Origin of the sequence: Streptomyces sp. NBC_00306 (genome assembly GCF_036169555.1) — a bacterium.
GTDB lineage: Bacteria > Actinomycetota > Actinomycetes > Streptomycetales > Streptomycetaceae > Streptomyces > Streptomyces achmelvichensis.
Genome location: NZ_CP108032.1, coordinates 3,466,512 through 3,484,839 on the forward strand (window position 1 = coordinate 3,466,512; position 18,328 = coordinate 3,484,839).

Genomic DNA, 18,328 nt, shown 5'->3' on the forward strand with positions numbered 1-18,328 from the left:
GCGCCCCGAACCTGCTGCACGTCCCGAACCTGCCGCACGCCCCGAACCTGCCGCACGCCCCGAACCTGCCGCACGCCCCGGGCAGCTCAGGTGCCCCCGCGCACGTACTCCTCCACCGGACCGCGCAGTTCCCGCTTGAGGATCTTGCCCGTCGGATTGCGCGGGACTGGCTCCTCACGCAGCAGCACATGCGCCGGCACCTTGAACGCGGACAGCTCCTTGCCGACATGCTCCTTCAGCTCGTCGACGGTGACCGTCGCCCCGGGGCTCAGCTGGACGACGGCGGCGACCTCCTCACCGAGCACCGGATGCGGAACACCCAGGACGGCGGCGTCGGCGACACCCGGATGGGAGTGCAGGACCGCCTCCACCTCGACGCAGTACACGTTCTCGCCGCCGCGGATCACCATGTCCTTGATGCGGTCGACGATGCTGACCCGCCCGTCCCGCACGGTCGCGAGGTCCCCCGTCCGGAACCAGCCGTCGCGGAAGGCGGCGGCGGTCGCCTGCTCGTCGCGCCAGTACCCGCGTACGAGGGACTGGCCGCGAAGCCACAGTTCGCCGACCTCTCCATCGGGCAGCGCCTCACCGGCAGGCCCGGCGATCCGCACCTCGGTGGCGGGCGAGGGCCGGCCCACACTGCCCGGGTGCTCGCGGTAGGCGTCACCGAAGTTGGCGAGCACGCCGCCGCTGGTCTCGGTCAGGCCGTAGCCGCTGCGCGGTTCGACGCGCCGCCCGTGGCGGGCGGTCAGCCGCGTGAGGAGATCGGGCGGCGCGGCGGCCCCGCCGGTGCTGAGATGGGCGAGCGTCTCCAGCGCCGCGCCCGTCCGCTCGGCGGCCTCCAGCAGCTGAAGTGCCGTGGTCGGCACGCCGGAATAGTGGGTGACCCGGTGCTCCTCGATGAGCGCGAGCGCCCGCTCGGCATTCCACTTCCGCATCAGCACGAGCGTGCCGCCGACGCCCATCGTGGAGTACACCGTGGTGAACGCGGCGACATGGAAGAACGGAAAGGTCATCAGCGTGACCGGAGCCGGCGCCTGCCCGGGCATGGCGCCGCGCGCGAGGGCGGCGGCACTGGCATGAAACCGCGGATGCAGCGCGGCCCCGGCCTGCGCGAGCTGCGTGGCCACGGCACCCTTGGGCCGCCCGGTGGTCCCGGAGGTGTAGATGATGGTGGCGTCGTCCTCGGCCCGCACCTCGACGGCGGGCGGCGCGGTGAGGGGGTCGGGCGTCCCGAAGTCCTCGTACCGCTCGACACCTTGGGGCACCGGGTCCCCGTCACGGAACCCGCCGTGGAAGACGACGACACGCGCCCCGGCCCGCTCGCGCCAGGCATCCACACGGGGCAGCCGCTCACCGTCGACGAGGAGCACGCGCGGGGTGCAGTCGTCGAGCGCGTACGCCAACTCCTCCTCGGTCCACCAGGCGTTGAGGGGCACGGCGACGAGCCCGGCCAACTGCGTTGCCCAGAAGGCTATCTGCCACTCGGGGTGATTCCGCATGGCCACGGCGGCACGATCCCCGGGCCGCAGCCCGTACTCGCCGACGAACCGCCCGGCGAGGGCGGAGGCGCGGGCGAAGAACTCGCGGTAGGTATAGACGGCCCGCTCCCCGACGAGGAAGGGCCGATCCCCGTACGCCCAGGTCGCCTCGACGACCTCCCGCAGACTCCGCGGCCCATCGGCGTACAGCAGCCCGCCGTCCTCCCCGCGCACGACGGCAAAGGGCGCGCCGGGGGCGCTGAGGATCTCTTCGGGCTGCGGCACGGTCGCACCTCTCTAAGCGCTCGCTCAGTACGAGCGCGACGCTATGCGCAGCGGGGAGGCAGGTCAAGACAACTGGGTGTACACCACACACAACACCGCATCAACCGCCTCGGCCGGGGATCAACCACCCGCTACACTGTCCCCGCAGCGCCTTCGTAGCTCAGGGGATAGAGCACCGCTCTCCTAAAGCGGGTGTCGCAGGTTCGAATCCTGCCGGGGGCACCAGCAGTACCAGCAGTAATGCAGGTAAAGGCCCAGGTCAGGGGGACTCCCCGCCTGGGCCTTCGCCTTGTCTATACGTTGGGACTACGTCGGCGATACGTCGAGCATCCGTCGGGAGTACCGGACCGCCACCCCTGAATCACCCCTAAATGATCTATGCGTTGCCGCTGGTCAGCCCCGGAACGCAGAAGCGCGCGCCCCCAACGCCGAAGCGAAGGGGGCGCGCTCAGTGTCGGCGACCGCGAGGGGGCCGCCCTGGACGGCGCCGACACGTTGTGGGGTGAATGACTCGCCACCCTGACTAACGGATGTACGGCATTCCGGTTGTTCACCCGTTCGAGTGAACACACGTTCGAATACTGCAAACTACACCGAGCCCTGCGGCATATGCCATGGCACCGCAGGGCTGAGGGCAGAGCGCGTCATAACGAGATCAATTGGCGACCACTTGGGTACTGACTCATGATCGGTAGCGGTTGACGGTTTGTCGAGTGCCTCGCCGCCGAACACCCCGCCCCGACTGGGTTCTCACCAGACGCATCGAGCTCGGCCACCGGATCGCCACACTGCGGCGGGAACGAGGACTGTCTCAGGACGACCTCGCCGCGGGCGCCGGCCTTGAGCGCCGGAGCATCCAGCGGTACGAGCACGGCCAGCGGGACCCGCAGGCGTCCGATCTGTTCCTCATCGCCAATGCGCTGAATTGCCACGTGACCGAGCTCTTTCGCTGAAGGGCTTCCCGTCGCAGCGCGGGATGGGCGGACATACGTCAGTCTTTCGCTGGGTGCCGCGCGGCAAACATCAGCCAGTGCAATGGTTCGAGTGCGGACAACGCGCCGGGTGTGAAGCGTCCGGCCCGCCCAGCCGAGGGCGGTGGGCGAGCCGGACCGTGCGGGCGCCCTGCACTGCTCGCCGTCGGGCGCCCGCAGTCTCAGTGATCTATCGCGCGCGGCCAGGTGCAGCCGGAGTACTCGTTGTAGTGGTCGCCCAGGTGCTGCGGGTCCTCGTGGGTGCAGAACACCTTCGGCCGCTCGGGGTCGATCTCGCCGCAGCGGGTCATGGAGTCAGCCGGGTAGCGGGTCGCGGTGGTGAGCCTGGTCATCGCGCCACCTCCAGGCGGGGCCGGGCGCACGCGTCGCACTGCGAGATGGTGACGGGCGGTCCGGACTGCCGTTCGGCGTGCCGCGTTTCGACGGGCTCCGTGGTCCAGTGATCGCCCCATGCGCACCAGTTCTCAGGCGGCTGGGCATCGGTAGACTTCCTCATGTCGATGCTCCCTCGAAGCGTCGGACAAGCCCCGGGCCGTGCCATCGGCCGCGGGGGTTTTCTTGTTCACCCGTATAGACCGTACTACCCCTGACTACCCCCGTGGCTAGCTATGGCGCGTCGTGTCCACCTGCCTAGCTTTCGATCATGAGCATCGACCGTGAGGGACCCGTGCCGCCGTACCGGCAGATCGCCGACCAGCTGCGCGCCCGCATTGCCGACGGCTCCATTCCTGTCGGCCGCCGCATCCCCTCCCTCGTCGAGCTGGAGCAGCAGTACGGCGTCGCCCGGGACACGCTCCGCAAGGCGGTGCAGGTGCTGAAAGACGAGGGCCTCGTCGAGACCGTCAGCGGCATGGGCGTGTACGTCACGGCTCTACCCCGGGCATGACGAAGGCGCCCCCTCCCGAAGGAGGGGGCGCGTCGTGGGTTATGCGCTGGTGCTGTTGGTGATCAGCCCGAGTGTGGCGAGGGCGGACAGTAGGGAGTCGAGGGCGGCGTTCCCGCCGCGGGATCCGGTGACGATGGGCTTCGCCGCGGCGGTGGCCCCGTAGAACCCGAGCGTGCTGCCCATGTGGCGGAACATGAGGGCCACGATCAGCGCGTCGTCCGTGGTCCACTCGTTTGCGTTCGAGCGGCGGAGGTTGGTGTCGCGGGCGCCGGACCCGGGCCCGATCTCCAGCCGGTCGCTGATCAGCCGGACCCGGTCGAACGTCTCCACGCCGACGTGCCCGGCGTACACGAGGTCGGCGACCAGGGCCGCGTTGATGGTGAGCGGGCCGGTGAGCGTGCCGCCGGTCAGGGCCAGGTACTTCGTGACCGCGTCGGCGATGGCCGCAACCCTTGCCGCGGCCGCAGCGCCTGCCGGGTCGGCACCGACATCGGCGGCCGTGACGCTGGCCAGCGAGACGAGGGTGGAGAACGCGCCGGCGACCGGGTCGGGCACGACGACGTCGGCGAGCTTCACGTTCGGCGAGGTCTTCGGCAGGCTGACGTACCGCACCCAGCCCGGGCCGTTCGTCAGTACGGCCGTGACCTCGTAGGTCCAGCCGGTCGGCGATATGCCCGTCGCGTCGGTAGCGCACAGCGTGACGCTGAACTCCCCTTTCCGCAGGGGCACCTCGACCGACCCGCCCAGCACGATGTCTTCAGCGCCGATCGTCACCAGGTCCGGGGCGGTGAAGATGAGACGGCCTTTCATGAGGCTGCCGTCGGGCATCGTGAGGGGCTCGCCGGCCGTCACCGTGACCGTCTCGACGCTTCCTGGAAACGGCATGATCAGGCCCCCGTTCGGATGTGCTCGCGCACCAGCTCGTGAATGTCGTCGGTCGCAGGCTCGATGCCACTGGTCTGCATGCGCCGGATCAGCCGGTCAACGGTCCACGAGTAGGCGCGCACCAGGGCGCGCACGCCGACCAGCTCGGTACGGATCTGCTTGTTCTCCTCGTCGACCCTGCGGACCGACGCTTCGAGGATGGCCAGGCTGGCCTGCCGTGCCGCAGGCTCGGCTGCCGCATGCGCTGCTGCCTGCGTCGCCTGCGCTGTAGCTACCGCCGCGGACTTCGTCGCCCGTGCGGCGAACAGCGCGCCGAGGATGATGCCCACCGTTCCGAACGCGCCGACGATCCCGGTCAAAATGTTCACGGGGCCCCGCCTTTCCGGGCGCGCCGCGGAGCTGGGGGGACCGAATGCTCGGGCACCGTGCTCGCCCACATGATGACCCCGACGTGCGCGGTCAGGTACCAGACTGCAATGAACCCGCCGCGGGGGAACGCTCCGGTGAACACGGCGGATGTGTAGGCGGTGGCCCACAGTGCGGGGGGAATCATGGCGGCGATGAAGCCGTAGCCGTCGCGGCCGATGCGCAGCCACGCAGAGGCGAAGGTGACGAGGCCGGCGAGGATCCACACCCATGCCCACGCGGACAGCGGGCAGCGGTCGGTGAGGAGTTCGAGGCCTCGGGTGCTGGGGGGTTGGACGATGAAGCCGACACCGAAACATGTCTTGCCGATGCCGAGGATGGCGAGGAAGGTGCCGCGGCGGCCCAGGTGCTGGCCGAGCCACCGGGCCGCCCGGCACATCAGGCGCCGATCGGGCGGCTGCCCGCGGTCTCCGTGATCCCGGGTCCGGGCTGCCCCGTTCCCGAGAAGGCGACCGCCGTCAGGACTGCGATCACCGAGGCCAGGCCGCCGACCGAGGCGGCCTGGCCCCAGTCGACGTCGAGGACTCCGAGCCCGTCAGCGCCGATGGCGCCGAGGGTGCCCTGAGCGAAGGTGCGCACGGCGCGCTCGCCGGTCGCCTTCCAGAATGCGCGAGTGAACATGGGCGTTCCTTCTCTGCGAGGTGGGATGGAGCAGGGACGTCAGCCGTTGAGCCAGTCGCCGGTGACGAGTCGGTGGGTGAGGATGACCGGAGCGCTGAGCGGACTGGCCGCGAACACCTCGAAGCGCAGCTGGCGGCCGGCGGGCACGTTGACGTTGTGCAGGAACTGCAGCGTTCCGCGGGCGGGGAACGGGCCGAGGTCGCCGTATCCGGAGCGGTTGAGGCCCTGCGCGTCGGTGGACACGAACCGGCCGGTGATCTCCGCGTCGTTCGCGGAGTCCTGCCCGAACGTCAGCTGCACGTACAGCGGGCCGACGAGCTGCCGGGGACCGCTGTGGATGACCGCGTCCTTGAACGCGAGCCCCATCCACTCGTCGAGCTCCAGCTCGACGTCGGTGGGGTTCGGCTCGTGCAGCTTGGTGATCGGCATGACGGTGTCCTCCTGGGGCTCGGTGGTGGTGGTCTTGCCTGTGGCGCGGGCGACGATCCCGGGGAACACCACGTCCTTGAACTGCTTCACGCGGGCATTGCCAGGGCAGACGGTGCCGCCGCCGACTGCCCACTGCGGGTGCAGGCGGTGGTAGCCGTAGCCGGGATCGTCGTGGCTGCGGCAGATCCGCAGCGGGATGCCGTGCCGGTGGTGTAGCCACGACCCGAGCTCGATCAGTTCCTCAACCTGCTCGTCGGTCCAGTTGTCCGTCGCGCTGGTGTTGGACGCGGTCTCGATGGACACGGCGCCGGTGCCGTCCGGCCTTCGGTTCGCCTGGTAGTTGGCGTCAGCCTTCGTCTCGGTGCCGATGAACTGGCCGAGGTCGCCGGCATACCCGAGCCCGAAGTGACTCTCCAAATTCGTAGAGTCTCGCCAGTACTGATACGTCCGCTTGGCGGTCCAGGGCGCAGCGATCGAGTGGATGATGAACTGCGTCGGCCGGATGGCCGGCTGACTGTCCGACTCGGGCTGCAGCTCGTACTTGGTGGCACCGTCGTACCAGGCCATGGGACTACCTCTCGTGCATGACGAAAGCCCCGGCCATCGGGCACGGGGCGGCGGGTGTACGGATGGTCAGGCGACGCGCTTGATCTCCAGCCACGACCCTGCTTCGACGGTCGTGCCGGTGGCGCTGATCGCGTTCTGCGCCCACCGCAGCTGGCAGGTGCCGGCGGTGCTGGCGGTCTCCACGCGCAGCGTCTCTTCGATGTACGACTGGGTCCCGGTCGTGAACAGCCCGTAGTTGATCTCGACCAAATGGCCGTTCGTGATGCCCGACGCGCGGACGGTGGTGCCAGCGGTGCTCGCGGCGGAGGACACGTCGGGCCCGAAGCAGAAGCGTTGCGAGGCCGTGGTGCCGGTGGGCATCGACCACGCCATCTTGAAGTCGCCGCCCGAGGCGCCGTTTACGGCGAGCCGCACGGTTACGAGGTAGACGGCGTTCGCCGCCATGCTGCCCAACAGGTGATTGTCGTTCTGCAGCGTGGCCGAGCTGGTGATTGTCTCGTTGGCCGTCTTCGGGATCAGCTGGTAGTCGTCGATGAGGGACTGGAACTGGGCCTTGATCTCCGCGTTCAACTCGGCCGCGTCGACGACCTCGCCGACGACCCACGTCTTAGGCGTCGCCAGAGGCATCGGGCTCTCCCTCCGTGGGCGGTTCCTCGACAGGGTCGGGCGGGGGCGGTGGTGTGCTGTCCTGCACGTCCCGCGCCTTGAGTTCCTTGGGTGTGAGCGGCCGCGAAACGCGCGGCTTGTTGAACGCACTCGTGTCGTCGTCGGCCCACCAGAACCGGTCACGAGCCGGCTTGCTAGCGACCGACTCCTCGACGGCGGCCGGGTCTGCAGGGAACCGCACCCGCGTCCACGCGTCCGGCTGACAGGTGACGCACCAGAATCGAGTGTCTTCCGGCGAGACGACCTGCGCACTGTCACAGTCCGGGCACTGCACCACCCACCGGCCTGCGTCGATTCGGGCAATGAGCGTCACCCCGGACTGCCCCTTGGGCCGGGGCCATGACCGCTGGGTCACCCGCTCCATGTACGCGATGACGCGTTCCGCGGGGCGTAGTCCGTCCCATGCGTCGTCGCGCATCTGCGGCGGCGGGACGTAGAAGTCTTCGGCCCTGCGGACCGCACGACGACGCTTGCCGTCTGCGCGAGGTGGTCGTGCCACGGTCCCTCCCTTCTCAGTACGCCAGCCGGGTCGTGGTGCCGAGCACCGAATAGACCGGGTCGTTCAGCACCCACGCGGCGGCCGTGTCGGCCCGGGATGTGTGGAAGTCGATGTGGTGCTGCCGGTACCGGATCGTCTCGGTGTAGCCCTCGACGGTGACCGTGACGGCCGCAGCGTTCGCCTCATCGGGCAGGCCGGTGACGTCGATGACGGTGGAGATCTCCGCGCCCAGCAGGGCCCGGTAGGTGGCGAGCGGCATGGTGTACGCCTCGACCGGCAGCTGCCGCATCTCCGCTGGCGGGTCGGCGAACCGATTGACCACCCATTGCCCGGCTGCGACGACCTCGTGGTCCGTTTCCTTGAGCAGGGATTCGGTCTGCTCGTAGGTGCCGTATGCGTCCCTGCTGGCCTGGTCGACGATTCGCTGTGTCGCGCCGCCCGGCCGGCTGCCGACGAAGACGTTCACCAGCTTCTGGTCGTCGTCGTCGAACCGAACGTCGTCGGTCTCCAGGTCGGCGTGCGCCAGCGAGATCGCGGCGGTCGGGTTGTACCGGACGTCGCGGGACTGCAGCACGATGGCGCTGCTCTCCCGGTCGGCGAATAGTTTGGCGCTCTCCGTGCGTGCCACGTCCTGCAGGTGCTGCAGCGGCGCGGAGCCGAGGGCGGCCTGAGACGCCATGCCGCCGAACGTCGAGCCCTGCGCGGTGACCGTGGCCCCGACGTAGGACGCGATCCGCGCGGCCCGGTCGTCGGCGTCTTCGCCGACGTGCTGCGTCGAGCCGGTGGCGTAGTGGCCCACGTAGTCGGCGACGTTCCCGACCGCTGGTGCGTACAGCGCGATGTGGGCGAGGCTGCCGTTGTAGAGGCGGCTGTTCGTGAATGCGCCGACGGTCAGCAGCCGCAGATTGGCCACGGCGTCGACCAGCACTGGGTACGAGATGCCGTCGACCCAGATGTTCCCGAGGAACTCGTCATAGACGAAGTGGTGCCAGGTGTTGTCGGCGAGGTTCGGTGACAGCACGGTCGCCGGGACCAGGGCCTCGCCGGTCCGCGTCGTCTCGACTGTCATCTTGCCGGTGGCGTCCAGGGAGAACACCAGCTGAAACCGGTTGTCTGAAGACGTGAGCCCGAAGAACACCCGCCCGGCTACCGCCGTTTTGAACCAGCACTCGGCGAAGACCCATGCGCCGAACGTCGCCGACTCGTAGTCCGAACCGAGGTCGGCCGCCAGCAACTTGCCGTTGCTCGCGTTGACCGCCGTCAGCGACAGTGCACCGAGCCCGTCCGGGCCGGAGTCCTCGCCGCTGCCGAACGTCGCATCGCCGCCCGACCCGACACCGCTGATCGACAGCGGGCCGGCCGTGGTGCCGGACAGGTCGCCGGCGCTGGTCGACTCGGACGGCTCGGCCATCGGGTAGTAGGCCATCGGGTCGTCGAGCAGGACCTCCTCGGTCAGCATGGTTCGCAGCGGCGACTTGCCCAGCATCTTGAAGCGGTCCGAGCAGGTGATGACGACCTTGGACTCCAGGCCCTCCCACTGGGTGGGCCAGTTGTTGACCATGCCCCACAGGCGGCCGTGGTACTGCGGGCCGTCCGCGTCGAACGCGGTTGCGGAGCTGGCCTCCTCGACCTGCCCGTCATCCACCCAGACCTGGTCACCTGCGGCCGGCGTGCCGGACGTACGCACCCTGACCTGGTAGCTGGTTGTCGTCGCCGTCCAGGACACGGTGAGCCGCTGCCACTGGTCGTACAGCGAGCTGATGCTGCCGGCGGCGCCGCCCGCGACGGTGACCTGCACGGTGCAGTCGCCGGCCGGGACCCAGACGTAGGTCGAGTAGGTGTATCGCTGGCCGACCTCCAGGCCGTAGAAGATCGGCGAGGTGACCGTCTGGGAGACCGTGGCGCCCCACGTAATCAGCATGGCCTGGGCGCCGGTGCGCACGTGCACGGCAGACGCCGCGCGGGTCGGTGTACCCGAACCGGTCCACGCGGTGACCCCGGACTCGAACGACGGGTTCGGCATGAGGTTCTTCGCCGTGGTGACGAGCCGAACCCAGATCGGCACGTTCTTCCGCACGTTCGGGAAGTACGGCGAGGTGGCCAACCCAGACGTGAACCGGCCGTCGCTGTTGTCCAGCGTCAGGGTGGCTGTGCCGGTCTGGGATTCGGACTGCTCGTCCTGCGCGCCGCGCGTGATGGCGATGCCGGCCTGCTGAATGTCAACCCACTGGCTGATGTCAGTCCAGGCGATTGACGCGGCCGGGGTGCCGACCGTCGAGCCGAAACCTGCCAGCACCGCCAGGCGCGTCATCGCTACCCCCCCTGCTTTTCGAACGTCAGCGGCTGCCCGCCGCTGTTGCGCTTGCGGGTGGTCAGCAGCTTGTCGATCGCCAGCGCGGCGCCCGCCGGGTCGACGACGGTGCCGGTGACGGTCACATGGATCGGCTGCACGTACACCGTGGCGCTCGGGGCAGACAGGGCCTGAACGCGCTGCGCGGACGCACGCGGCGCCGGCAGCGCGGTGCCGACCTTCCCGTCCTTCAACGAGTCGAAGAAGCCGACACCGAGCTGCGCGACCCGCTTGGCGGGCATGACGTACTCGCCGTTGGACAGCCACGTGGGGATGCTGTCCGAGGTACCGGTGCCCGGGCCCTTGACCAGACCACCGACCGCCATCTCCCGGCCGCCGGACGGGCGGTACGGGGAACCGGTGGACTTGTAGTGCACCCAGACCGTGTAGTCCTTATCCATGTTGGACAGGGCGTACTTGGCCTGCGCAATCTTCAGCTGCAGGTCGGAGATCTCCGCACGGATGGCGGCCTTGCGGGAGTCCGGCACCGAGGCGAGACGCTTCTTCGCCAGATTCAACTTGCCCTGCAGATCCTCCATGTTGCCCTTGAGCCGAGCGGTCTTGTCCGGCGTCTTCAGGATCTGCGATGCCAGCTTCCTGGCCGCGGACTCACTCAGGCCCATGGCCCGCGCGGACTTCACGATCGCGGCGTAACCGCGGTCGTAGATCCCGTTGACCGTCGTCCATGACGCGCCGTTCTCGCGCGCCCCCTCGGCCGCCTTGATGGTGGCCGCCGACAGGTCGTCCAGGGCCTGGCTGTTGGCTCGGCCCTTCTCGGTGTTGATGTCGAGCGTCTTCCCGTTCTCGGACGCCGCCTTGGACGCGGCATCGATCGCCGCCTCCATGCCGCGCATCCCGCCCCGGGCGACGAGCGTCGCGTTCGTGAGCGCGTTGATGGACTGGCGCAGCCCGTCGGTGCTCGCCTTCTGGTTGTCGAGCTTCCCCTGCACGTTCAGCGCCTGCTGCCCGAACAGGCCCATCGACTGCGCCGCCATCTGCTGCTCGAACGCCTGCGCCGCCAGGGCGGCCCGGTAGTCACCGAGGTGCTTCGTCAGCTCCGACGCGGGCCGGCCACTTGCCCGCATGTGGGCCACGTACCGCTGGAGCGCGGCCGCGGCCTGGTCGGCGTTGCCGCTCTTGACGAGGTTCGCGAGCCCCTTGTCGATGTCATCGACGGTGGTCTTCCACTCCTTGACCGGGGTGGAGTCCATGCCGACGAGCCGGGTCAGCGACTGCTGCACCTTGTCCAGACCGGACGGATCCGACAGGCCCTTGATCGCCTTATCGAATTCCTGGAAGTTCTTGCCCGACGACTTCGCCGCCTCGCCGGTGAGCTGCCCCGTTGTGGCGAACTTGCCCAGCGCGACCGTCATCCGGTCGATGTCCGTCGGGGCCTTCTTGCCCATCTCCGACAGTTCCATCAGGCCAAGGACCAGCAGGCCGATACCGGTGCCGGCGATCGCAAGACGAGCCGAGCGGGACATGGCGCCCATCGCCGCCGACACGCGGCCCATGCCAGTTGCCGCCCCGCCGGACGCGGAACGCATCGCGACCAGGGAGCCACCGAACGCCGCGACCGCGCCCTGCGCCGCAGCGAATCCCGCGGCCGCAAGCTTCACCGCCTTGATCGCAATGGCCAGCTGCAGGAACGTGCTGATGGCGCCAGGCGGTACGGCAGCGATCAGCTTGCTGAGCACGTTGACGATCTGCAGCATGCCGACGCCCACATCGGAGCCGGCCACCAGCAGGTTCATCACGGCCTGCGCGATGTTCCGCAGCGTGTCGCCGACGACCGGACCCTGCGCCCGAGCGAACGTCATGAACTCGGTAAACCCGCCACCGACCTTGCCCGTGTCGAGACTGCGGGCCAGGTCGATGATGCCCTCGTTCACGCGGCGCAGCGTGCCGGTGGCAAAGCCGGTGAACTTCGTGATGACGCGGTCGAAGCCTGGCGACTCCATGCCGCCGGCCAGCAGCGTCATCATCCGGGACAGCTCAGTGGATGTGCCGCGCACCAGCGGCGTCAGCTTCGGCAGCAGGCCACCCATGACGGCCATGCCCTTGACGACCGGGCCCATGGTGTCGCCGGCCGTTGCGTCGGACCACGCCTTGTACTGGTCTTTCAGGACCGACAGCGCGGCGGCCGCGGTACGCGTGGCGGGCGGCAGCTTCGCCATCGTCTGCACGTACTGCTGCTGCGCTTGGACGGCTTCCTTCGAGCGGGCACCGGACTTCTCGACTGCGTCCTGGTACTTCTTCTCCGCCTCGGATGCCTCGCCCATGGCGGCGATCTGCGGGCCGAGCGCCGCGGCGTACACGCCGACCGCGACACCGGCTGCCGCCGTCGATGCGATCAGCGGAGCCATCGCCGCGGCGGCGGGGATGGCGGCTGGCGCGAGGCTGATGACGGACTTCTTCAGCCGGTCCAGTGCAGCGCCGCCACGGTCGCTGGTGTCGTCGAGCCGGCGGTGCAGCCGGATTGCGGAGTCGCCGATGTGGCCGAAGACGCGCGACGCCTGGTCGCGGGCGTCGACCAGGAACGTGAGCCGGGAAGTGGTCATGCGTTCGCCGCCTCCCTGCTCTGCGCCAGCTGGACGTCGATGTAGGCGGTCAGCGCGTAGAAGTCGACGACGGTGGTGGCGTCGACTTCACGCGGCGACATGCTCAGGAGGTGGGCGAAGCATCCGAGGTAGCGGGCTCGGGCGACGATGATGTCTGGCTCGGGTCGCTCGACTGGCTGGGCTGGTCGGGGGCGGGGGCGCCTTTTGGGTCGGCCGCCGCGGCGATCAGTTCCTCGATAACGGAGAGCGCGTGCTCGGGGTCGACCGCCAGGGGCGGCAGCTCTCGGAGCGCCCATCGGATCTCGTCGTCGGTGGCGTTCGGGTTGAGCGAGGCGAGCGCGACCGCTTCGGTGACGTAGGCCCTGACCTCCTCCTTGTTGAGGCGTGCGACGGCCTCGCCGATCCGCGGGTCGAAGTCGGAGAACCTGAGGTTCGGGTCGTGCCGCTTCTTGAGGATCCAGACGACGCCCCGCAGTGCGGCCGGCTCCTCGTCCTCGACTCCCTGCGCGATGTCCGCCCACTTCATGTCGAGGGCGCGGGAGACGATCGCGGCCTCGGATGTCAGGAGGTCGGCGACGTCGAACTCTTCCCGCTCGCCGCCCTTGGGCGTATAGATGATGATCAACGCGCTGGCTCCCTACGTGAGCTGATCTCGGATGTCGTCGAGGATTCGGGCGACCTCGGACTGCATGCGCGGGATGTGCTTGGCGACGGTCGAGTCCCACCACAGGGGGGTCGTGTTCTGCTGCGCCCAGCGGCGCCGGTTGCCGAACACGGGGTGCCGGACGCGGCCGGTGTTGAGAGCGGACGCCATGTTCCGCAGGTCGTGCGGCAGGCGGTCCTTGTCGACCCAGACCCGGGCGCCCGGGTTGCTGCCGGTGCGGACCGACGTCCGTACGGCACCGGCGATCGTGGCCCGCAGCGGCCGCCGGGTCGGCGAGGGGCCGCCGCGCTTGCCGGCCTTGCGGCCCTGCGACTGGATCTGCAGGCCGAGGATCGTCTGCCGCATGTCGCTCTGCAGCGGCTCGGCCGCCCGGCGGACCCGCCGGGTCATGTTCTGTGCGAGGCGCGGCCCGCCCGCCTCTTTCAGCTGGCGGGCCGCCCGGAGCAGCGTCGTCGTGTTGAGGATGCGGACGGACTGCGAGGCCACGGCGTCACCTCACAGCGTGACGTCGGTGCTCATGTACTCGATGGCGACCGGGTTGGTCCCGTCGTACAGGGCAGTGAACCCGAACTTGGGGCGAATGACCTCGGTGCCCTCGACCGTGGGCGGCGCGTCGTCGATCTTGATGGCGGGCAGCTTGATGCGGAACGTCTCCGCATGTGTCAGCGCGATGATCGGACCGACGAACTCCCACACGAGGGACGTTGCGGCATCCGAGGTGTGCAGGTCATCGACCGTGGTGGCGACGTAGTCCATCTCCAGCGTGCCCGTGATCTTCGTGAGCTCGTTGAGGATCGGCTCCTTCTTCAGCGCGGACTGGTTCGCATAGAACCGGTCGACAGCCATGCCGCGCTCGATCTTCACCGAGACCTTTCGGACGCCGTCGAGGGCCGTCTCCGTGCCGTAGCTGCCTGTCTTCAGCGCCATCTGCCCGAAGTGGAACGGGGCCATCGACGGGTAGCTCGCGGCGGCCAGGGTCTGCGTCTCGTCGCAGTCCTTGCCGTCGATTTCGAAGGAGGCCTGCAGCATGCCGCCGGCCTCGCACGAGAACTCCGCGCTCAGGATCTTGCAGCCGACGAACGTCTTGTCCTGCACCACACCGGTGGTGAGCGGCACGCCCTTCTGGATCGTGAGCGACTTGCCGAAGTTGTCGGCCAGGAGGTGCGTCTGCAGGTACGCCGCGGTGGCTCCCTGCTGGGCAGGCGTGACCGACGTTCCCATCAGGGCCTGCAGGAACAGGCCCATCAGCTTGTTGGTAACTTCCATGTCGAGGGAGCCTGCGGCTTCCCGCTGGGTTACCACGCGCCGCGAGGCGAGCGGCAGCAGGCGCCCGGCGGCGATGCCCGCGGAGGTGGCCGTCGTCTTCTTGAGAGCGAGGCTTTCCTTCGTGAACTCAGGGAACTTCGTGGGCGCCACGAACGTGCCGTAGCTGCTCTCCGCAGCGACGCCGATCTGTGCGCCAAGACCTGATCCGATCGCCATTACGCGTCACCCCTCCTGCTGCGTGCAGCCCTCGCGGGCGCGGTGGTCTCCTGCTCGGGCGCCGGGTCGGCGGCGGGCGGTGCTTCCTCGGCCGGGGGCAGGTCGCCCTCGCTCGGGCCCTCGGTTTCCTCGGGTTCGGTGTCCGGCCAGACCCAGCCCGGCGGTTCCTCTACGGACACCCAGGTCGACGTCTGTCCGACGTAGCCGCCGAAGCGGTCGTCAGGAACCTCGACCAGCTCGTCAGGGTGAACGGTCCGCCCGAGCTCCGGCACGGTGACCGGCTCCGGGCCGATGTAGCGCACACGCGCCATGGCTGTACTCCTTGGGTGGGTGGGGTCTTCAGATGCGGGCGCGGAGTGCGATGCTCCAGGCGATTCCGGCCCGGACGCCCTGGTCGGTGTTCGCCTGCTTGAGGACGCCGGCCGTGAACTCCGACCAGAGGACGGAGCCGTTCAGGGTCGGCGCGTCCGGAGTGCCGCCGGATGCGCGGATCGCCAGCTCGATGACACCGAGCAGTTCGAACGCGCGGGTCCGGCGGGCGTGCATGTCTCGGTCGCCGGTCCACGTGTCGACCCAGCCGAGGACGACGGCCTGCTCGTCGCGGGTTCGGGCGCCGGCGTACGCGAACGTCTGGGTGATCTGCACGGCTTCGTCGCTCTCGGGCTGCCAGCCGACGGCGACATAGTCCTTGGCTGACTGGTCGCCCGTCGGCGGGCCGTCCAGAACCTGCACGCCCTGCAGACCAGGCGCGGCTCGCAGGATGGCCAGCAGTGCGTCGATGGCGCCGGGTACGGCAGAGGTAGCCATCACGCCATCCCCGGGCCGGTGTTGTCCGGGTTGAGCAGCTGCATCGCCCGGTTCGGGATGGCATAGCCCAAGCCCGGGATGGGCTCGGTGACGTCAAAGTCGCCGACTCCCATCTGCGGCCGGCCCGGGCCCTGCCGTGTGCGCCACAGGTGCTGCAGGATGATGCGCGCCGCACCGGTGATGTTCGCGGTGACGATGCGCCTGCCGGCCCTGTACGTCACGTCCAGCGGTCCGCGGAGAATGCCGCCACCGAGAAGGCTCACGAGGCCGGTGTCGCCGTCCAGAGACAGCGTGTCGGGCTCGTAGGACATGCCGCCGGTCAGTACTCCGGCGACGGACACCAGCTCCAGCGCGGGCCGTTCCCTCAGCGCGATGCACGAGACGCGGTCCGCGGTGTGCCGTTCGGTCACGGTGCGGACGACGACCGGGCCCACGAAGTACTCCACGCACTGTGTGGTCGCGTCGACCCAGTGGCGTACCTCGTCATCGTCGTCGTCGGTGACCATGGTCAGGTGCTTCTTGGCTTCGGCCAGCGACATGATCGCGGTCGACGTCGAGGGCCGGACGTCGAACATGTCGGTGTAGGCGTGGGCCGGGCCGGTGAACACCCAGCGCACGGTGTGCCGTCCGGCCTGCGCGGTGACGTAGTCGGCGGTGTACTCGCCGGTGTCGCCCTCAGTGGCTACCGGGCTGGCGGTCGTCCCGTCGGGCAGGCCGATGGTGACGGTCGCCGTGGCGGCGGTGGCGGGGGTGCCGTCCGGGTCCCGGCACTCTGCGGTCAGGCGCGCGGTCGCGCCGAGATCGAACGGCATCTCTCACCCCTTCCGGGCAGGGCGGCGGGCGCGGGGCCGTGCCGCCTTCTCAGGGGCCGTCGTGGCGCCCTCCGGGGTTTCCACGGGTTCGCTGCGGACCATGACGGCACGGACGCCGTCAGCCCACTTGGCCGCCTCGGAGCCGGGCAGGTCGACTTCCTGTCCCGGCTCCCAGGCGAAATCCGAACCCGCAGCACTCACGAGCATGCGGATCCGGGCCATCAGCCACCCAGCCCCTGGTGCCGCTCGTTGACCTCGCGCTCGGCCTTGGCCTCGGCCGTCTTCACGGCCGCGTCCTGGGCGTCCTTCAGGGCCTGCACGTCGGCGTCCGGCTCGGACGAACCGGCGCCGCCCTCGCCCTCCTTCGAGCTCACCCCGCGGGCGGCGACGTCGACAGCGGACGCGGCCTGAACCGCAAGCTGCTCCTTGGCCGCGGCGATGGCCACGTCCTTGTCGCCGATGAACTCGGGGGCGACCTGGTCCATCGACCCGTCGGCCTTGCGCGAGGCCATGACGATGCGGTCGTGGTCGCCGTGCTCGGCCGCCGCCGCGGACGGCTTGGCCTGCAGTACCCCGGAGTCCGGGGCGCTGTCCTTCCTGGGCGTGTTCGCCATGATGCTGGTCTCCCTCGGGATCAGGTGGCGGAGTTGCGGTACGCCTTGTAGGCGGCCGTGTCCTGCGGGGTGCCGTCGGTCCGCGCGAACGCGAGGAACCCGACCTGCAGGAAGTCCGCGTAGCGCTCGGCCAGGCGGATCAGCTGGACGTCCTGGACGTCACGGATCAGGTAGCCGGCGAAGAAGTCGCCGAACAGGATCGACTTGGCGTTTGCCGCCATGACGGGCATGTCCTGGTTGACCGTGTACTTGTAGCCGAGCAGGAGGTCCGGGACGCCGGCCTGAACGGACGGCTCCCACAGCGGGCGCTGCTGGCCGTCCTTGAGCTTCCGCGCCGCAGCGAGGGCCGTGTCGTGGAGCATGAATCCGGCGCGGCCACCGAGGCGGTACGCCGGGTCCACCGAGTGGATGAGGTCGATCAGGTCGTCGTAGATGACCGACGTCGTCTGACCCGTGGTGCCCGTCTTGCCGATGACTGCGTTGGTCTGCACGCCCTCCGGCTGGGCGGTGCCGGTGCCGGTGGTGAAGTGGGCGTTCTGCGCGCGGCCGATGCGCTGGCCGAGCTTGCCCGCGAGCCACGCCTCCATGTCGAACGCGGAGTCGTTGAGCAGCTGCAGGGAGACCCGCACCAGCTTCGAGGTGTAGACGTACGCCCCGACGTCGGCCTGCCCAAGCGTGACGTCCTGCTCGGTGACCTGGGTGTTCTCCGCGAGGATCGCGCCCACGTTGGCCGTGTCGTCGTTCGTCGGCCACGGCAGCGTCGCGCCGGTCTCGGTCGTGATGACCTCCGCGACGTCACGCATGGCGCCGAAGAACTTCATCGTCTCGACCATCTTGGCCCGGAACGGCGCGGGCACCATGTAGCCGCCGGCCGCGCCGGTGGCCACGCCCTGGGCGCGGAGCTCCTTGCCGTCGACGAACCCGGTGCGCAGGGTCTTGCGCTCCTCGGAGGAGAGCTCGGTGGTTCCCTCGCGCATCCAGGAACGCCAGGCGCTCTCGTAGGCCCTGACGCCCTCCTCGCCGCCGTGGCGGCGCCGGGCCTCCTCGCCTTCCTCGGTGTCGGCCGAGGCGGTGACGACCTGCGAGTAGTCGACGCTCGACAGGCGGGCGTGCCGCTCCTCGGTCTCGATCTCGGAGGACAGGCGCTCGACGTCGGCGAGCGCCGCGTCCCACGCCGTCTTGTCCTCGGCGGACAGGGGCTTGTCGTCGCCCCGGCTCTGGAAGTCCTGAGCGGCAGCCCAGGCGGTGGCCCGCTTGTCGAGCAGGCCCTGAAGCTTTGACATCTGTGCCTCCAGCACAAC

At 69.4% G+C, this 18,328-nt stretch carries 22 protein-coding genes and 1 tRNA gene; 3 read left to right on the forward strand and 20 right to left on the reverse strand.

Annotated elements, in window-relative coordinates; all coding sequences use genetic code 11:
* Positions 1–86 precede the first annotated feature (86 nt).
* Entirely contained in the window at positions 87–1,766 is a 1,680-nt protein-coding gene (locus OHA05_RS15210) for a class I adenylate-forming enzyme family protein (protein WP_328860871.1), read from the reverse strand.
* Between the two features lie 149 nt (positions 1,767–1,915).
* Here OHA05_RS15210 and OHA05_RS15215 point away from each other — a divergent pair.
* Together OHA05_RS15215 and OHA05_RS15220 are read left to right on the forward strand one after the other, a co-directional pair.
* A tRNA-Arg gene (locus OHA05_RS15215) sits at positions 1,916–1,991 on the forward strand.
* Positions 1,992–2,479: 488 nt separating this feature from the next.
* On the forward strand, positions 2,480–2,719 hold the full coding sequence (locus tag OHA05_RS15220) for a helix-turn-helix domain-containing protein (protein WP_328860872.1): 240 nt from the start codon (positions 2,480–2,482) through the stop codon (positions 2,717–2,719).
* Between the two features lie 200 nt (positions 2,720–2,919).
* On the opposite strand, the gene OHA05_RS15225 is transcribed toward OHA05_RS15220, so the two are convergent.
* Together OHA05_RS15225 and OHA05_RS15230 are read right to left on the reverse strand one after the other, a co-directional pair.
* Complete coding sequence (locus tag OHA05_RS15225) at positions 2,920–3,090, reverse strand: hypothetical protein (RefSeq protein WP_328860873.1); 171 nt, start codon at positions 3,088–3,090, stop codon at positions 2,920–2,922.
* On the reverse strand, positions 3,087–3,254 hold the full coding sequence (locus OHA05_RS15230; RefSeq protein WP_328860874.1) for a hypothetical protein: 168 nt from the start codon (positions 3,252–3,254) through the stop codon (positions 3,087–3,089). Before OHA05_RS15230 ends, OHA05_RS15225 begins: the two co-directional genes overlap by 4 nt.
* Before the next feature lie 147 nt (positions 3,255–3,401).
* On the opposite strand from OHA05_RS15230, the gene OHA05_RS15235 reads away from it, so the two are divergent.
* Positions 3,402–3,644: a GntR family transcriptional regulator gene (locus tag OHA05_RS15235; RefSeq protein WP_328860875.1), complete on the forward strand. Its 243-nt coding sequence runs from the start codon at positions 3,402–3,404 to the stop codon at positions 3,642–3,644.
* Between the two features lie 39 nt (positions 3,645–3,683).
* Here OHA05_RS15235 and OHA05_RS15240 read toward each other — a convergent pair whose 3' ends face one another.
* From OHA05_RS15240 to OHA05_RS15320, 17 genes are all read right to left on the reverse strand, one after another.
* Positions 3,684–4,529: a hypothetical protein gene (locus OHA05_RS15240; RefSeq protein ID WP_328860876.1), complete on the reverse strand. Its 846-nt coding sequence runs from the start codon at positions 4,527–4,529 to the stop codon at positions 3,684–3,686.
* A gap of 2 nt (positions 4,530–4,531) precedes the next feature.
* On the reverse strand, positions 4,532–4,897 hold the full coding sequence (locus OHA05_RS15245) for a hypothetical protein (RefSeq protein ID WP_328860877.1): 366 nt from the start codon (positions 4,895–4,897) through the stop codon (positions 4,532–4,534).
* A complete protein-coding gene (locus tag OHA05_RS15250; protein WP_328860878.1) occupies positions 4,894–5,334 on the reverse strand; it encodes a hypothetical protein in 441 nt (146 codons plus the stop codon). The genes OHA05_RS15245 and OHA05_RS15250 overlap by 4 nt, the downstream gene beginning before the upstream one ends.
* A complete protein-coding gene (locus OHA05_RS15255) occupies positions 5,334–5,576 on the reverse strand; it encodes a holin (protein WP_328860879.1) in 243 nt (80 codons plus the stop codon). Before OHA05_RS15255 ends, OHA05_RS15250 begins: the two co-directional genes overlap by 1 nt.
* Before the next feature lie 39 nt (positions 5,577–5,615).
* Positions 5,616–6,572, reverse strand: a complete 957-nt coding sequence (locus OHA05_RS15260; protein ID WP_328860880.1) for a peptidoglycan recognition protein family protein — start codon at positions 6,570–6,572, stop codon at positions 5,616–5,618.
* A gap of 66 nt (positions 6,573–6,638) precedes the next feature.
* Positions 6,639–7,199 carry a hypothetical protein gene (locus OHA05_RS15265; RefSeq protein WP_328860881.1) on the reverse strand — a complete coding sequence of 187 codons (561 nt, stop codon included), beginning with the start codon at positions 7,197–7,199 and terminating at the stop codon, positions 6,639–6,641.
* Complete coding sequence (locus OHA05_RS15270; protein ID WP_328860882.1) at positions 7,180–7,737, reverse strand: hypothetical protein; 558 nt, start codon at positions 7,735–7,737, stop codon at positions 7,180–7,182. Before OHA05_RS15270 ends, OHA05_RS15265 begins: the two co-directional genes overlap by 20 nt.
* A gap of 13 nt (positions 7,738–7,750) precedes the next feature.
* The gene (locus OHA05_RS15275; RefSeq protein ID WP_328860883.1) at positions 7,751–10,048 is read right to left on the reverse strand and encodes a carbohydrate binding domain-containing protein; all 2,298 of its coding nucleotides are present in this window, start codon (positions 10,046–10,048) and stop codon (positions 7,751–7,753) included.
* A 2-nt stretch (positions 10,049–10,050) separates the two neighbouring features.
* Positions 10,051–12,648 carry a hypothetical protein gene (locus tag OHA05_RS15280; protein WP_328860884.1) on the reverse strand — a complete coding sequence of 866 codons (2,598 nt, stop codon included), beginning with the start codon at positions 12,646–12,648 and terminating at the stop codon, positions 10,051–10,053.
* A 103-nt stretch (positions 12,649–12,751) separates the two neighbouring features.
* Positions 12,752–13,273, reverse strand: a complete 522-nt coding sequence (locus OHA05_RS15285) for a hypothetical protein (protein ID WP_328860885.1) — start codon at positions 13,271–13,273, stop codon at positions 12,752–12,754.
* A 12-nt stretch (positions 13,274–13,285) separates the two neighbouring features.
* A complete protein-coding gene (locus tag OHA05_RS15290) occupies positions 13,286–13,798 on the reverse strand; it encodes a hypothetical protein (protein ID WP_328860886.1) in 513 nt (170 codons plus the stop codon).
* 9 nt (positions 13,799–13,807) lie between these two features.
* Positions 13,808–14,794 carry a phage tail tube protein gene (locus tag OHA05_RS15295; RefSeq protein WP_328860887.1) on the reverse strand — a complete coding sequence of 329 codons (987 nt, stop codon included), beginning with the start codon at positions 14,792–14,794 and terminating at the stop codon, positions 13,808–13,810.
* Positions 14,794–15,105 carry a hypothetical protein gene (locus OHA05_RS15300; RefSeq protein WP_328860888.1) on the reverse strand — a complete coding sequence of 104 codons (312 nt, stop codon included), beginning with the start codon at positions 15,103–15,105 and terminating at the stop codon, positions 14,794–14,796. The genes OHA05_RS15295 and OHA05_RS15300 overlap by 1 nt, the downstream gene beginning before the upstream one ends.
* Before the next feature lie 28 nt (positions 15,106–15,133).
* Positions 15,134–15,601, reverse strand: a complete 468-nt coding sequence (locus OHA05_RS15305; protein WP_328860889.1) for a hypothetical protein — start codon at positions 15,599–15,601, stop codon at positions 15,134–15,136.
* Positions 15,601–16,413 (reverse strand): hypothetical protein, encoded by an 813-nt coding sequence (locus OHA05_RS15310; RefSeq protein ID WP_328860890.1) that lies wholly within the window; start codon positions 16,411–16,413, stop codon positions 15,601–15,603. Before OHA05_RS15310 ends, OHA05_RS15305 begins: the two co-directional genes overlap by 1 nt.
* Positions 16,414–16,634: 221 nt before the next feature.
* The gene (locus tag OHA05_RS15315) at positions 16,635–17,027 is read right to left on the reverse strand and encodes a hypothetical protein (RefSeq protein WP_328860891.1); all 393 of its coding nucleotides are present in this window, start codon (positions 17,025–17,027) and stop codon (positions 16,635–16,637) included.
* 20 nt (positions 17,028–17,047) lie between these two features.
* Positions 17,048–18,310, reverse strand: coding sequence for a phage major capsid protein (locus tag OHA05_RS15320; protein WP_328860892.1), 1,263 nt, complete (start codon positions 18,308–18,310; stop codon positions 17,048–17,050).
* Positions 18,311–18,328 lie beyond the last annotated feature (18 nt).